The 15,094-nt window shown below is 47.3% G+C and carries 11 protein-coding genes; 8 read left to right on the top strand and 3 right to left on the bottom strand.

The window, feature by feature from the left end:
* Positions 1-280: 280 nt before the first annotated feature.
* The 5 genes from GWG06_RS07450 to GWG06_RS07430 all read left to right on the top strand — a co-directional run bounded on the left by GWG06_RS07450 (position 281) and on the right by GWG06_RS07430 (position 8,230).
* Positions 281-2,860, top strand: a complete 2,580-nt coding sequence (locus tag GWG06_RS07450; RefSeq protein ID WP_127037434.1) for an NACHT domain-containing protein — start codon at positions 281-283, stop codon at positions 2,858-2,860.
* A gap of 96 nt (positions 2,861-2,956) precedes the next feature.
* The gene (locus GWG06_RS07445; protein WP_235938202.1) at positions 2,957-3,802 is read left to right on the top strand and encodes a transglutaminase domain-containing protein; all 846 of its coding nucleotides are present in this window, start codon (positions 2,957-2,959) and stop codon (positions 3,800-3,802) included.
* A 16-nt stretch (positions 3,803-3,818) separates the two neighbouring features.
* Positions 3,819-5,669 carry a chloride channel protein gene (locus tag GWG06_RS07440; RefSeq protein ID WP_127037436.1) on the top strand — a complete coding sequence of 617 codons (1,851 nt, stop codon included), beginning with the start codon at positions 3,819-3,821 and terminating at the stop codon, positions 5,667-5,669.
* Between the two features lie 45 nt (positions 5,670-5,714).
* Complete coding sequence (locus GWG06_RS07435) at positions 5,715-6,329, top strand: NAD(P)H-dependent oxidoreductase (protein WP_127037438.1); 615 nt, start codon at positions 5,715-5,717, stop codon at positions 6,327-6,329.
* Positions 6,326-8,230, top strand: coding sequence for a monovalent cation:proton antiporter-2 (CPA2) family protein (locus tag GWG06_RS07430; protein WP_127037440.1), 1,905 nt, complete (start codon positions 6,326-6,328; stop codon positions 8,228-8,230). Before GWG06_RS07435 ends, GWG06_RS07430 begins: the two co-directional genes overlap by 4 nt.
* A 275-nt stretch (positions 8,231-8,505) precedes the next feature.
* Here GWG06_RS07430 and GWG06_RS07425 read toward each other — a convergent pair whose 3' ends face one another.
* From GWG06_RS07425 to GWG06_RS07415, 3 genes are all read right to left on the bottom strand, one after another.
* Complete coding sequence (locus GWG06_RS07425; RefSeq protein WP_127037442.1) at positions 8,506-8,754, bottom strand: hypothetical protein; 249 nt, start codon at positions 8,752-8,754, stop codon at positions 8,506-8,508.
* Positions 8,755-8,781: 27 nt separating this feature from the next.
* A complete protein-coding gene (locus GWG06_RS07420; RefSeq protein WP_127037444.1) occupies positions 8,782-9,024 on the bottom strand; it encodes a hypothetical protein in 243 nt (80 codons plus the stop codon).
* Positions 9,025-9,181: 157 nt separating this feature from the next.
* Positions 9,182-10,369: a DUF5009 domain-containing protein gene (locus tag GWG06_RS07415; RefSeq protein WP_160712341.1), complete on the bottom strand. Its 1,188-nt coding sequence runs from the start codon at positions 10,367-10,369 to the stop codon at positions 9,182-9,184.
* 145 nt (positions 10,370-10,514) lie between these two features.
* On the opposite strand from GWG06_RS07415, the gene GWG06_RS07410 reads away from it, so the two are divergent.
* From GWG06_RS07410 to GWG06_RS07400, 3 genes are all read left to right on the top strand, one after another.
* Positions 10,515-12,557 carry a M13 family metallopeptidase gene (locus tag GWG06_RS07410; RefSeq protein ID WP_202182973.1) on the top strand — a complete coding sequence of 681 codons (2,043 nt, stop codon included), beginning with the start codon at positions 10,515-10,517 and terminating at the stop codon, positions 12,555-12,557.
* A 227-nt stretch (positions 12,558-12,784) separates the two neighbouring features.
* Positions 12,785-13,894, top strand: a complete 1,110-nt coding sequence (locus tag GWG06_RS07405) for a carbohydrate-binding family 9-like protein (RefSeq protein WP_160712339.1) — start codon at positions 12,785-12,787, stop codon at positions 13,892-13,894.
* 5 nt (positions 13,895-13,899) lie between these two features.
* The gene (locus GWG06_RS07400) at positions 13,900-14,988 is read left to right on the top strand and encodes a family 10 glycosylhydrolase (RefSeq protein ID WP_160712337.1); all 1,089 of its coding nucleotides are present in this window, start codon (positions 13,900-13,902) and stop codon (positions 14,986-14,988) included.
* Positions 14,989-15,094: the final 106 nt, after the last annotated feature.

Below are 15,094 nucleotides of genomic sequence, written 5' to 3'. Positions count from 1 at the left end.
TCAACTTTTTTTCGATTTATAAATAATTTTTTGGTCACTGCGCCCGTAGCGTACTGCCTACGCATTCTCCCGGTATATCCATCTGTAATTCTCATATTTATATATGAGAAAGGTTTTTACATTATCTCCCGGGACTTTTTTATTATCAATATTCATATATATAACCGCGCATAATATTACCTGTTCATTTTGTTCATTCATCTTTTCAAAAATCTAAACCCCTGAATCATACGTACTTAAAAAAGTATCGAAAAATTCCATAATCCATTTATTGTCCCCTATGATTGATCTATCCTATGACTTCATCATGACACTCCAGAAGGAAGTTCTGCGCAGATACGGTGTTGAAGTCATGTCCTCAGCAGATTGTAAGAATCTGGCTCAGTCCATATTGGATAACACCACTAAGCTGGTCAGTGAAACCACGCTTAAAAGGGTATTTGGGTTTGCTGTGACACAACACAGTTTTTCACGGTATACACTCAATACTCTTTCCCAATATTGCCGGTTTAAAGATTGGGAAGACTTCCAGCAGCATCATTACCAGTTACTGAATGAAGCAGGAAGAGACCAGCAGAAACTGGATACCAGAAAATGGGACGAGCTGAAAACCAAGGCGGATGCGGTTTCGCACTACACTATCCTGACGCTTAAAAACCGTTCCGGGATCTCTTTTCCGTTTACTGTACCCCGCCTTTTCTGTAATGCGCATATAGAGCGCTTCCTGGAAAGCGATTATGCTGCAACGGCGCTCATCGCCCCTTCGGGATGGGGAAAGTCTGTGGCACTGGTACATCTGGCGGAACATTTCTGGTTCTGTAAAGACGCCCGTTTCAAACATGATGTCTGCTGGTTTATTCATGCCCATGCTGCCGGAAGCCTGCTGCTGAAAGGCTTCTCCCTGGCTAACTGGCTGGATAACCAGATGGATCTGGGCAAAGGAGAAAACTTCCGCGAGTACTTCGCCAGTCACTTTAATAATAAAGGCGGACGCCTTATATTAATTATTGACGGGTTTGATGAGATTGCCGTATCCGGTGATAAACTGAAACTGCTTTACACCAAACTGGAAGATTTTGTATACTCCAATGACCGCTACCCCTGGGTAAAAGTTATTCTGTCTATCCGCAGCAGCACCTGGTCCGAAATATTCCAGCACTCCCATCAGTACCCGGCCTTCCGCCGCTACTGGTACCTGGGACCTGAAATGGACGAGGAAACCAATATCAATCTTCCTGCCCTCACCGAACAGGAAGTGAAATCTATCCTCTATAATCATCAGTTTGATCCTTCTACAGTCAGGATGTTTTCGGAAAGTTTCCTGCAAAAGCTACGGAATCCTTACTATCTGCAGCTGTTCTGTCAGCTGAATACGGGCCCGGATCAGACTTTTGTGGATGAACATCTGAGCCTCTTTGAAATTGTATCCCGGTTTGTACAAAACAGGGTATTTAATTCCCAGACCAATTCCTTCAAGATCAAGATCATTGAGAAACTACTGTCATTGCTCGATCTGGGCAGGTGTGGCATTTATACGGACAAGCACCTGTTACTGAACCAGAATGCAGAACTGTTTCCTGCCTATAAGGAGTTACTGGCAGATAATATTCTGGCGGAAGAGAATCTCAGCCAGGAAATCATGTTCCATGTGAAGGTACGGTTTGCCCATACCTTCCTGCTGGAGTACTTTGTAGCGATGCATTACCTGCAGAACAGCAACCAGGAAATCAATGAAAGCCTGCTGCGCAATATCCTGGATCACCTGCCGCAATCGCCCTACAGAATAGGCGTGTTCCGCTGGCTGCTCCGGTATGCCATTACCACCCGGCAAACGGAAGGCATTATCAAAATGCTGCATCTGCCGCTGGCTAACATTGAAAAATCCCATCTGCTGGAATACCTGATCCTGCATTATCAGCACGAAGGCAATAACCAGGTGGAACTGAAATCCATCTTCCCGGCAGGATTCTTCAAAAAGAATCCGCTGAGCCAGATCATCAATGACGAATTCATTCATTTCCGCAAGCGGAAAGTGCTGAATGCCTTACTCGGACTGGCGGAAGCGAAGGAAGACAAGCTGAAAATAAGAAACATGCTGTTCACCGTAGCGCTCCTCCAGCTGGATGCAGAACAGTGTGAACTGGAACTGAACAGCATCAAAAAATTATACAGCGCCGGAGAATTTGATGATGAATTGTGGGTAACACCGTATGAAATACTCCTCTTTATATATGAGTATCTGAAATTCGGCTTTATCAATGAAAGCATCCGTGCAAAAATTTATACGTACCAGCAGTATTGGGGCAACAGCACCCGGCAGCAGCTATCAGTGCCGCATGAAATTGTGTTCAGGAATATGTGTACTGTATTTCTGCTGCTGGAAGATTATGAGAACCTGCTGAACTTTACCCAGCGGCTGTTCCAGACATATCCGTCGCTGCCATACAAAAAAACGGATTCCTTCCGGCTCATGCTGCTGTGCTGGCAGGCGCAGGGGCATCTTGGCCTGGGAAACATCAAATCTGCCGAGCGCATCTGCCGTCATGCAGATCAGGTTCTCAAGAAATACTCTTCCGATTATTTCAGTGGCAAATACCTGGAATCTTTCCAGAAGCTGCTGTCTGCTACCGTATATTTCAACGAACACGAATTCCACAAAGCTATACGTACAGCCGAAACGGCGATTGAGAGTGCACAAAAGCTGGATATGAAAATATTGTCACTGATGAATTTCGGGCTTCTGAACAAAATCTACCAGGAGCTTAATATGGACAAACAACAGAATGATACCCTGCAACAGATTGAGCTGATCCGGAACAGTACCTCTTTTAAACAGGCGGTTCCCAATTTTGCGAAGTGATTCTGGCATAATTTTGCTTTATTGCATAATATAATGGCCATCGATGAAAGCAAATACTCAGCGTCGCAAAAATTTCTGCTCAATTTATTGAGTCTGTTGACGTTACTACCACTTGCACCTTATATAAACCGTTTTCTTCCGCCTATCGTTGCGGGAGGATTTCATATAGACCTGGCGGTTGCCGTAGTCATCAGCCTGTTGCTGGTATACGCCATCCGCTGGGTTTTCAGACCACTCATATTTCCCGTGTTCCTGCTCACCTGCGGTATGTTGCTGGTGAACAAATACCGCGACAGCTACACCTTCACCAATGTACTCAATGATTATAAAGGTATGGTGCAGGGGAACTGGGGCACCAAAGACAGTAAGCAGCTGGACATCCTCAGTCTTTATCCCCGGCGTGTGGAGAGTTACCGCGACAAAACCGTGCGGGGTATGCGGGAAAAAATCAATTTCCAGGATTCCGTAGTGCGCAATTTTTCTGTTCGTCATTCCCTGGAGTATTACGATGAATACTTTTACAAATACGGGAAGGTAACACGTTTCCTCTCTTTATTCCGGTATATCAACAGTCATTTTAAGTATGTATTGGATTCCCGCAGGGATGAGTATTTTGCCACACCGCAGGAAACCATTCAGAACGGGCTGGGAGGAGATTGTGATGACCATTCCATCCTGATGACCTCCTGCCTGCAGTCTATCGGCGCGCGTTGCAGGATTGTATTGATTAAAGGTCATGCCTATCCGGAGCTGTATTGTGGTGATAAAGAGGATTTTGAAATTATGAAACAGGCTATTATCACGCTTTTCCCCAAACCGGCCATCAAGGAAATCTATTATCACGAGCTGAAAGGGGAGTACTGGATTAACCTGGATTATACGGCCAGGCATCCGGGAGGTCCGTACATGAACGATAAAGTTTATGCCCTGATTGAGCTGTGATCCCTAAATTTGCTGCATGAGTCAATTTAGCCGCATCCGGAAATATCATAGCTTTTTCAGGTTTAAAAAGGATTTTGAGCAGTACAGCATGAAAAAAGCCAGAAGTTATGAGTTGATCATTCACTGGCTGCACAGCAAATTAAACAGGAGTCAGTTTCTGCTGTTATCGGGTATTATTGTGGGATGTGCCGCTGGTCTGGCAGGTGTAATCCTCAAAATGCTGGTGCATTATATTCACTATGTTATCACTTACAAGGTACATTTCAGCACACAGGTTATCTTCTATATTGTATTTCCATTTCTGGGGATAGTGCTCACGACCCTAATTGTGGTATTATTTTTCAGGGGGCAGTCCAGGAAAGGCATTCCGGCTATTCTGCACGAAATAGCGCTCAACTCCAGTTTCATTCCTCCGGTAAAGATGTATTCCCAGATATTGCAGAGTGCTGTAACAGTCGGGCTGGGAGGGTCTGCCGGGCTGGAAAGTCCGATTGCCGTTACCGGTGCGGCGCTGGGCTCCAATTACGCACGTACCTATCATCTGGGATATAAGGAACGTACCCTGCTGCTGGCAGCAGGAGCTACAGCGGGGATCGCTGCGGCTTTCAATGCACCGATAGCGGGGATGATGTTTGCATTTGAGATATTGCTGACCGGCGTGGTGTTTTCAGATTTCATGCCGCTGATAGTCGCCGCCGTATGCGGGAGTCTTCTTTCCAAAATAATATTGCAGGAGGAAGTCCTGTTTCATTTCGAAACGCGAACAGCCTTCAATTATTATAATGTACCATTTTACATAGTGCTGGGGGTGCTATGCGGATTTTATGCGCGGTATTTTGTGGTGGTTTCCCGGAAGGTAGAGCATTTCTTTAAAGGGCTTTCCTGGAGTGCATTGCGGAGAGCGATGCTGGGCGGTGTGCTGGTGTCTGTATTGTGCGTGGCGTTGCCGCCGTTATTCGGGGAGGGATATACAGCAGTAAAGGCGCTGGCTACCGGTCACGGGGAAACTATTCTGCAGAATAGTTTCTTCGGGTATTTTCCGCCGCAGAGCTGGATGTTGCTGGTGTTTACCGGTTGTGTATGTTTACTGAAAGCGTTTGCCACTTCCATTACCATACAAAGCGGCGGTAATGGCGGCAACTTTGCGCCATCGCTGTTTGCCGGCGGCTTCCTGGGCTTTTTCTTTGCCATGCTGTGTTCCCGGCTGGGATTCACTGAAGTGCCTGTTACCAATCTGGTCATTGTGGGTATGGCAGGGGTGATGGCCGGGGTAATGTATGCACCGCTGACGGCTATTTTCCTGATTGCAGAATCCAGTTCGGGCTATGACCTGTTTATTCCGCTGATGATCGTATCCACCACATCTTACCTGATGGCCAAGTGGTTTTCCCCGATATCACCGGAAATAAAGGAGCTGGCAGAAGAGGGGAAAGTGTTTACCAGGGCGCACGACAACAATATTCTATTGTTACTGAAGATGAATGAGCTGATTGAGACAGATGTACCGGTAATTGGTATAGACAAGAATCTGCGGCAGCTGGTAGAAGTTATCCGGGGGGCTGACCGGAATATTATAGCGGTGGTGAGTCCGCAGCAGATACTGGAAGGTATTATTACGCTGGATGATCTCAGGCCGGTGATGTTTAATCCTGAACTATATGACCGGCTGACTGTTAAAAAACTGATGAAAGCTCCGCCGGCAGTGGTGAGCCTGCATGACAATGTGAACCTGATTCTGAAGAAGTTTGACGAGGCCGATGTGTGGCACCTGCCGGTGGTACAGGACCGCAGGCTGGTAGGGTTTATTTCCAAATCCCGTATTTTAAATAAGTACCGGTTATTATTGCAGGAATATTCCGAAGGATAGTTCCATTTTCATTTTCACTTCATCTTCAGAGATTAATTTAGTTATATGGCCAGGGTCCTCATCAATTTTGCTCATCCCGCGCTGGAGAAATCCAGGATGCACCGCCAGCTGCTGATGGCGGTGAAGGGGATGCAGGGCATTACCTTTAATGATTTGTATGAGCAGTATCCGGAGATGGATATTGATGCGGCGAGGGAGCAGGATTTATTGCTGAAGCATGATGTAATACTCCTGCAGCATCCGTTTTACTGGTATAGTGCACCGGCGATTGTGAAGCAGTGGATGGATCTGGTGCTGGAACATGGATGGGCCTACGGCCATACCGGCAATGCATTGCAGGGAAAGTACCTTACGAATGTAATTTCAGCGGGCGGGGCGGAATCGTCGTATCAACGGGGCGGGCATCATGAATATACGGTACGGGAATTCCTGTTACCCTTCCTGCAGTCAGCAATATTGTGCAACATGCATTATGCTGCGCCATATGTGATTTACGGTGTACACAAAATGGATAATCAGGATATAAAGGAAGAAGCGCAGCGTTACCGGAAGATGCTGGAATTGCTGCGGGATGATAAAATTCCGCTGGCAGGTTTACCTGCGCTGAATACGATGAACCAGGTACTTCAACTTCCCACTACACAACCCGATAAAGTATGAACCAACATTCCCTGTTATTTCAGTCAATGATATACCTGGCGGCGGCTATCGTGTTTGTGCCTATTGCCAAGAAAATGGGACTGGGCGCGGTACTGGGCTATCTCCTGGCAGGCGTCATCATTGGTCCGTCTATCCTGGGCTTTATTGGCAAGGAGGGGGAAGACATCATGCATTTCGCAGAATTTGGTGTGGTGATGATGTTGTTTCTAATTGGAATGGAACTGGAGCCGACGTTACTATGGCGGCTACGCTCTTCCATACTGGGGCTGGGCGGACTGCAGGTAGTGGTGAGCGCGGCCGCTATTGCCGCACTGGCCTATTTCCTGGGACAGCCTGTCAATGCAGCACTGGCACTGGGCATGATATTATCCCTGTCATCGACCGCGATTGTGTTGCAAACGTTGAATGAAAAGGGGTGGATGGGCACCTCAGCAGGACAAAGCGCCTTTTCCGTACTGCTTTTCCAGGACATCGCCGTAATTCCTATGCTGGCCATTTTCCCGCTACTGGCAACGCAGGTGGCAACGGATGCGGAAACACATAGCCCGTCGTTACGGGACGGCCTCCCGGGATGGGGACAGACGCTGGTAGTACTCGGAGCGGTTGGTGTCATCATCATAGCGGGCAGATATCTTGTGCGGCCGCTGATGCGCATCATTGCCCGTACCAGGGTACGAGAACTGTTTACCGCCATGGCATTACTCATGGTGGTGGCCATCGCGGTACTGATGAGCCTTGTAGGACTCAGCCCTGCACTGGGCGCATTCCTGGGTGGCGTGGTGCTGGCCAACAGTGAATACCGCCATGAACTGGAAAGCGATATAGAACCATTCAAAGGACTATTGCTGGGATTATTCTTTATTGCCGTAGGCGCTTCCATAGATTTCAAACTCATCATGGAAGAACCCCTGCTGATATTCGGTCTGGTACTGGGATTGATGGCGCTGAAAGCCCTGGTATTACTGATGCTGGGAAAGATTTTTAAACTGAGCACCGATCAGAACCTGCTCTTTGCCTTCGCCCTGGCAGACATAGGCGAATTCGCATTTGTACTGCTTTCCTTCAGTAATCAGACCCAGCTGCTGGACGCCAGGCTCACCGATATGCTCACCGCCATTGTAGCCATCAGTATGGCGCTGACCCCACTCATCATGCTGCTCTATGAAAAAGTAGTACAGCCTTACTTTACCCGGTGTGTACCTGATGCCGAAGAAAGAAAGAATGACGAGATCAATGAAAAGAATGCCGTTATTATAGCAGGATTCGGAAGATTCGGAAGCATGACCGGCCGCTTTCTCCGTGCTAACGGTATAGCCTGTACGATACTGGATATGGATTCAGACAGGGTAGACGCCCTGCACAACCTGGGCATTAAAGTATATTACGGGGATGCATCCCGGTATGATATACTGGCAGCAGCAGGCGCCAAAGACGCCAGGCTGCTCATCATTGCCACCGATAACCATGAACAGACGCGTGAAATTGTTTCCCTGGCCAAAAAATACTTCCCCCATCTGCAATTACTGGTAAGAGCCGCACAGATGGAAGATACCTTCGACCTGATGGACCTGGGCGTACTGCACATCTACCGCGAAACCGTAGATACATCACTGCGCATGGGATCAGATGCCCTGCGCATGCTCGGAGTAAGAGCCTACTACAGCGAACGGGCAGCCAGAACATTTTTCCGCCAGGATGAAAGGGCACTGAAAGGGCTCTCCGCTTTACGCGATGATAAAAAACAGTACGTCAATATCATGAAGGAGCGTATTGATGAAATGGAGAAACTGATTTCCTCAGACCGTATCAAAACCTGGCTGGACGAAGGACAGGGCTGGAATCCGGAATCATTACGGGAGGAGATACGTGGAGAAGCCGACGATACGGTGCCGCAACCTTAATAGTTAACCGTAATACGTAACAGTAATAGTTAGCTTTAATAGCTCAGCTTAATAGTTAAGTTTAATAGTTAACAGCAGATATATGCAGGAAGAGAAAAATATGTTCGAGATAGGTCGGCAGCTCGCTATCATCTACCTCAAAAACATGGATGTCCTATAAAAGAAGCTGGTAAAATAACTATCTGACTCTGAAATAACTATATCTGACTCAGAAATATAGTACAGCAGTAATTAGTGGTTAGTACCCTGCAGTTAGGCATCTGTTAACATGTTCATCAGCTGATATGCTGAATAATAAGTTCTGCAACATGATGTAATAAAGCAACATCTACCGGGCGGGTGGTTTCGTGCATCGGCTTGTCAGCAATAGCGCGTACATAACCTTCTTCATCAGGCTCGTAGGTAATTTCATGTTCCTCAATAGCCACTTTATAAACAGTTTTATAAGCCTGGTGCATGGTTTTTACTTCCAGGATATGCGGATGACCTTTATATTCAAACTTCAGCGTGAAAATATCTGACATAATTAACGATGGTTGTCCGGCGGAAACCTACGCTTCTTTTTCGCTGTGCTGCTGATGATAATAACGCCTGATCTTATCCTTCTCATCTTTCGAAAGCTGATGAATAAACCACAGGGAAAAATATGCGAGTCCGCTAATAATGAATATGTACCCAAGGAAGCCCAGCGTGTGAAATACTTTAAACCACATCCAGTCATTGGTGTACGCGTACTGCGCTAAGGTAGCTAAAATCACTCCTGCTATCACCAAAAAGATTGCAATTTTTTTCATCGGGGGTTGAATTTTGGGATAAAAAATATTTGTCCATGAAAAGGGGTTCCAAACCAGATGCCATGATATATCTACGTGAAACACATGAACATAGATTCATGGTCACGTAGATATTTTTCTACATAACGTTACTATAACGGAGAAGTATATGGGATAGTTACAGCTGTAAGCGAATACCTGCTTTATTTAATCCTTTAACAAGCAACAGCATAGCGGCTGCGAAGAAAATGCACCAGATCACGCCGGGTAATCCTTCTCCCAGCACTGCCGGCAGACCTACGCCACACAGCATCATCCCGAAATAAACAATATCAGGCAATATATAGGTGAGCAGGGGGTTGGAGCCTGCAGGTCTGAAAAAGGTTGTCCAACGGCTGATATGCTTTACATCTATCAGGTAATATAATATTGAAAACACCGCTACGCATATAGCTGCGCTATACAGGCACCAGCTGGGAGTTGCATGGATCTTTGATATTTTATATGCCGGTCTCATCATCGCTGCGGCAATCAGCAGGATAGCCAGAAATCCCGTCACCCGTGCTACCAGCCGGCTACCTTTTAATCCGAGGCTTTCATCAAAATAAAATAATGTCAGCAGCATCCCGCACAAAACAACTGACGTGTGCGCCGCATTACCGGCCTGCCCGTCCAGCCAGCTCCATTGGCCATCCCTGATAAATGGTTGCTGACAAACAACATAATATCCTATGCAGACTACGATCATCAGCAGTATACCGGTAGGGTGCCCGTGAAAGAACTGGTAAATAATACAGGAATATAAATAAGCCCAGCCGATAAGTCCGAGAATACCCCACCATTGCGGTGCGAGATATGTAGTACCACTCTCTCCCCCACGATATATCAATGCCAGCACAATCAACCCTGCAACACCCGCTCCCTTGAAGCACCAGGCAAGCCACGACTGCCTGAAACGATAAACATTCCAGACGAGGATCACGCAGAGATAGAACAACACCGCCCACAACGCCCTGGATATGCCGGTGGCGGCCGGATTCAGATCCCCGGTATTTACCATAAACAGACCCAGTACCAGCAGGCCCAGGGTACGCCACAGGATATGTTTCTGCAGCTGCCAGAAGTTATCTCCCTTCGCCAGGCGGCTGTTAACCGCAAAAGGGATAGACATGCCAACGATAAAAAGAAATGCCGGGAATACCACATCCACAAAAGTCATCCTGTCTTCATTGGCATGGGCATGTTGCATCCACCCAGGAATGCCCTGCACCGCGGCAACGCTGTTAACAAAAATCATTACGAGAATGGTGATACCGCGAAAAGCATCAATGGACAGGATCCGGCCGTTGGATAGTTTGTTGATCATAAGGGATGAAAGTAGATTGACAATCTTACAAAATACAATATATAAATTGTATTCCTATACTCTTATCATGACAGATTAAGTGCTTTTTAATCGCTTCAATCGCCAAAAAAATTTACCTTTCCTGATAACAATACCCAGACAACTTATGATGAAATATTTATTTACCGGCATCGGAATGGCCAGTATGGCCTGTTTCGTAGCCTGTAACCAAGGGCACACTGACAGTCAGACATCTTCCCCGGATGCATTGTCAGTAAACGTAGACAGCACTGTAAATCCCGCCAACGACTTTTTTGATTATGCCAACGGCGGATGGATAAAGCGCAATCCTATTCCTCCGGAATACAGCGCATGGGGCATCGGTAACCTGGTACAGGAAGAACTGTACAAGCGGCTCCGGACTATCAATGAGCACGCGGTTGAAAAGCCTACCGACGATATCTCCAAAAAAATTGCCGCCTTCTGGAAGAGCGGTATGGACTCCGCAGCTATCAATGCCGCCGGTATCAAGCCGCTGGAAGCCGATCTCAAAGCTATCGACGCCGTTACCAATACCCAGGAACTCGTAGCACTGGCCGCTGCCCAGAATGTTATCAGCGGTGCTATGTGCAGTCCTTATATTGGCCAGGATGCCAAAAACAGCGAGGTGATGGCCCTGCAGTTCTACCAGGGCGGGCTCGGACTGCCTGACCGCGACTATTATTTCAATACCGACGCGCGGACAACAAAAATCAGGGAAGCCTACCCGGCGCATATCGCCAGGATGCTGCAGTTCACCGGCATGGACAGCTCTGCTGCCAAAGCCGCTGCCAGCAACATCTTCAAACTGGAAACCCTCCTCGCAAAATCCAGCCGCAAACTGGAAGCGCTCCGCGATCCCGAAGCCAACTACCACAAAATGCCGGTAACGGAACTGAATAAAATTGCAGGAAATATAGACTGGAGCAACTTTATCAGGCAACAGGGTATCACTGCACATGCAGATACCATCATCGTTGGCCAGCCCGAATTTTATACTGCCCTCAGCAATGCCATTAAATCCCAGCCGCTGGAAACATGGAAAAACTACCTGAAATGGCAGCTGATCGCCAGCAGCGCACAGGGCCTCAGTGATGAAATTGCCACCGCAGATTTTGAATTCTACGGCAAACTGATGAAAGGTCAGGAAAAACAGAAACCCCGCTGGAAGCGCGTTCTGGAAACAGAAGAAGGCGCTATGGGTGAAGCTCTCGGCCAGCTTTTCGTAAAAGAATTCTTCAACGCTACCGCGAAAAAAAGATATGAAACGCTGGTGGAAGATATTCGCGCGGCCCTTAAAGTCCGCATCGAAAACCTCACCTGGATGAGTGACAGCACCAAACAGAAGGCGTTGTACAAATTATCTAAAATCACCAAAAAAGTAGGATATCCTGACAAGTGGAAAGATTTCTCTGCCATGGAAATCAAGGAGCAATCCTATGCTGCCAATATCGCGGCCGCCCGCAAATGGTGGCATCATTATCAGCTGAACAAGCTGGGTAAGCCGGTAGACCGCAACGAGTGGGACATGACACCACAGACCTATAATGCCTACTATAATCCCAGCAACAATGAAATTGTGCTGCCGGCAGGTATCTTCACCGTACCGGGAAAACGGGATGAAGAACTGGACGATGCACTTGTATATGGCTACGCCGGCGCTTCTACCATCGGTCACGAAATCACACATGGTTTTGATGACGAAGGCCGCCAGTTCGATGCTGCCGGTAACCTGAAAAGCTGGTGGACAAAGGATGATGAAGCCAAATTCAATCAGCGTGCAGCCGTTATGATAAAACAATTCGACGGATACGTGGTGGTTGACAGCCTGCATATCAATGGTAAAGCAACCCTCGGCGAAAACATCGCTGACCTGGGTGGTATCCTCCTCGGCTGGGACGCGTTCCAGAAAACCGAACAATTCAAAAAAGGAGCACCCATTGCCGGATATACTCCTGCGCAACGTTACTTCATGGGCTACTCCCTCGGCTGGCTCAGTCATACTAAAAAAGAAGACCTCGCCAGACGTGTGCTCGTTGACGTACATTCACCCGCCAAATTCAGGGTGAACGGACCATTCAGCGATGTAGACGCTTTCTATCAGACCTATAACGTGAAAGAAGGCAACGGCATGTGGCGCCCTGACAGCCTGCGGGTACGCATCTGGTAATATTCCTTTTTTAAAACCCGGAGAAGCAGGACCATTTTTTTATTTAATTATTTGAGATTTACTAAGCGCGAAGACCTGAGCAGAATAATAACTGCTTAGGTCTTCGCTTTTAAGTAAATCTCAAATAATTAAATAAAAAAATACATTTATTATCTTGGCACTTCATAACCCATGACACAACTGCTGCATAGAGAGAAACTGCAGCCTGTTTAAATTATTTGCTTATCATGCTATATTCATCGTATCGTTATCTTCACAGGCTGATGGCTTGCACCATCAGTATCTTCGGTTTTCAATACTGTCAGGCTCAGGTCTTCTCTGAATCATTCAAACCATTTACTGGCACTCCTGAGCATTATGTCTGCTACCATATTACAGATAGTATTACGATAGATGGGAAATTAGATGAAGCCGCCTGGCAACAGGTTAACTGGACAAACGATTTCGTGGATATCGAAGGCAGCAAACGTCCCCAGCCACCTTTACAGACAAGGGTGAAAATGATGTGGGACCAGCAATACCTGTATATAGCAGCCACCCTCCGGGAGCCGCATATCTGGGCTACCCTGCGGGATCATGATGCTGTCATATTTCATGATAATGATTTTGAAGTATTTATTGATCCGGATGGAGATACCCACCAGTACTATGAGATAGAAATTAATGCCTTCAATACGGTAATGGATCTCTTTATGAACAAACCTTACCGTAATGGCGGCGCGGCCATGCTTAACTGGGATACCAAAGGGTTGAAAACCGCTGTGCATGTAAACGGCAGCATTAATCAACCCGGTGATACCGATAAAGAGTGGACGGTGGAAATGGCCATCCCATTCCAGGCTTTCCGTTACTTCAACAGTCCGGAAAGGCCGCAGGACAGCAGCATCTGGCGCATTAACTTCTCCCGGGTAGAGTGGGATACCGATATCCGTAACAACCAGTATGTTAAGCAACGCAAGCCTGAACATAACTGGGTGTGGTCTGCACAGGACATCATCAATATGCATGCGCCGGAAAGATGGGGTTACCTGCTGTTTACCACCCAACCTGCCGGCAACAACCATGTTCAGTTCCGGATGCCGCCCGCAGAACAGGCCAGACAGGTATTGTGGCAGCTGTATCACCAACAGCAGCAATACCGGCAGCAACACGGCAGATATGCCGCATCGCTGCAGCAACTGCAGCTACCAGCCAAACAAACCGCTGCCAACGGCGTTGTATATACGCTGGAAGTGGAAGGCATCTCTTCTCAATACAATGCCCGTATACAGGGCAGTAACTTCAAAGGATATATCAACATCAACCAGGAAGGACGCATTTACGAAAGCAGAAACTAACAAGTATGAATAAACGTCATTTCATCAAGGCGCTGGGCATAGGCGGACTTGCTATCTCCGGGCCTTCTTTACCTGCTATCGCCACAGGCAAAAAAGAGACAGCCCCGCAGAAAAAAGGGGTACAACACCGGGTATGGATCAATCCTGACCACAAGGACACTGCTGCAGAGCTGCAGCAGCGCTATGCCGCCTACCGCAAAGCCGGTATTGCTGACATCTTTTTTGAGGCAGACAGCGAACTGCATTTCAAAACGGCTAAAGCCAACGGCATCAAAGCTCACCGCTGGATGTGGACCATGAACAGAGGAGAAAAAGACCTGCTGGCGAGTCATCCGGAATGGTATGCCAAAAACAGGAAAGGAGAGTCCTGCGCGGATCATCCGCCGTATGTTGACTACTACCGCTGGTTATGCCCTTCCAAACCGGAAGTGGTTAACTATCTGAAAAATCAGGTAGAACAAATTCTTTCCAAGGATTATGTAGATGGCATTCACCTGGACTACGTACGCTTCTGCGATGTTATCCTGCCGGTGAACCTGTGGAGTCATTACGGTATTGACCAGTCAAAGGAACTACCGGAATACGATTTTTGCTATTGCGAACAATGCCGGGATGCCTATAAATCCAGCTACGGCGTTGATCCGCTGCAGATAGAGCATCCGGATCAGAGTCCCTCCTGGCGCAAGTTCCGTTACGACCGCGTTACCAACGTTGTGAAGAACCTGGCGCAGGTAGCGCAGCAACACAAAAAGCCTATTTCTGCCGCCGTATTTCCTACACCGGAAATTGCCAAACGTATTGTACGCCAGGATTGGACCAACTGGCCGCTGAATGCCGTATGTCCGATGATATATCATGGCTTCTACCGGGAAAATATTGTGTGGATCGGAGATGCCGTAGCAGAAGGAGTTAAAGCGCTCCACGGCGCATTCCCATTATACGCAGGGTTGTTCCTCCCGGATTTCAAAGGTAACTACGCCGACCTGCAGGAAGCTGTAAAACTGGCTGTGAATAACGGCGCTGCAGGCGTCTCTATTTTCGGGGATGTCAACGCAGAGGTGTTAAAGGTGCTGCAGCAAACCGCAAAAATGTAGTTATTTTTTTATTTGAGATTTGGAAATTTGATTGACGGATTTGGGAATTTTTTGATTTAGGAATTTATAAATGCAGCGAAGACCTGAGCGTAAATATTTGCTCAGG

The organism is Chitinophaga solisilvae, from assembly GCF_009928525.1.
In the GTDB taxonomy this organism is placed as follows: Bacteria; Bacteroidota; Bacteroidia; order Chitinophagales; family Chitinophagaceae; genus Chitinophaga; species Chitinophaga solisilvae.
Note: the sequence above shows the minus strand (reverse complement) of the source record. Positions and strands in the feature narration are given on the sequence as shown.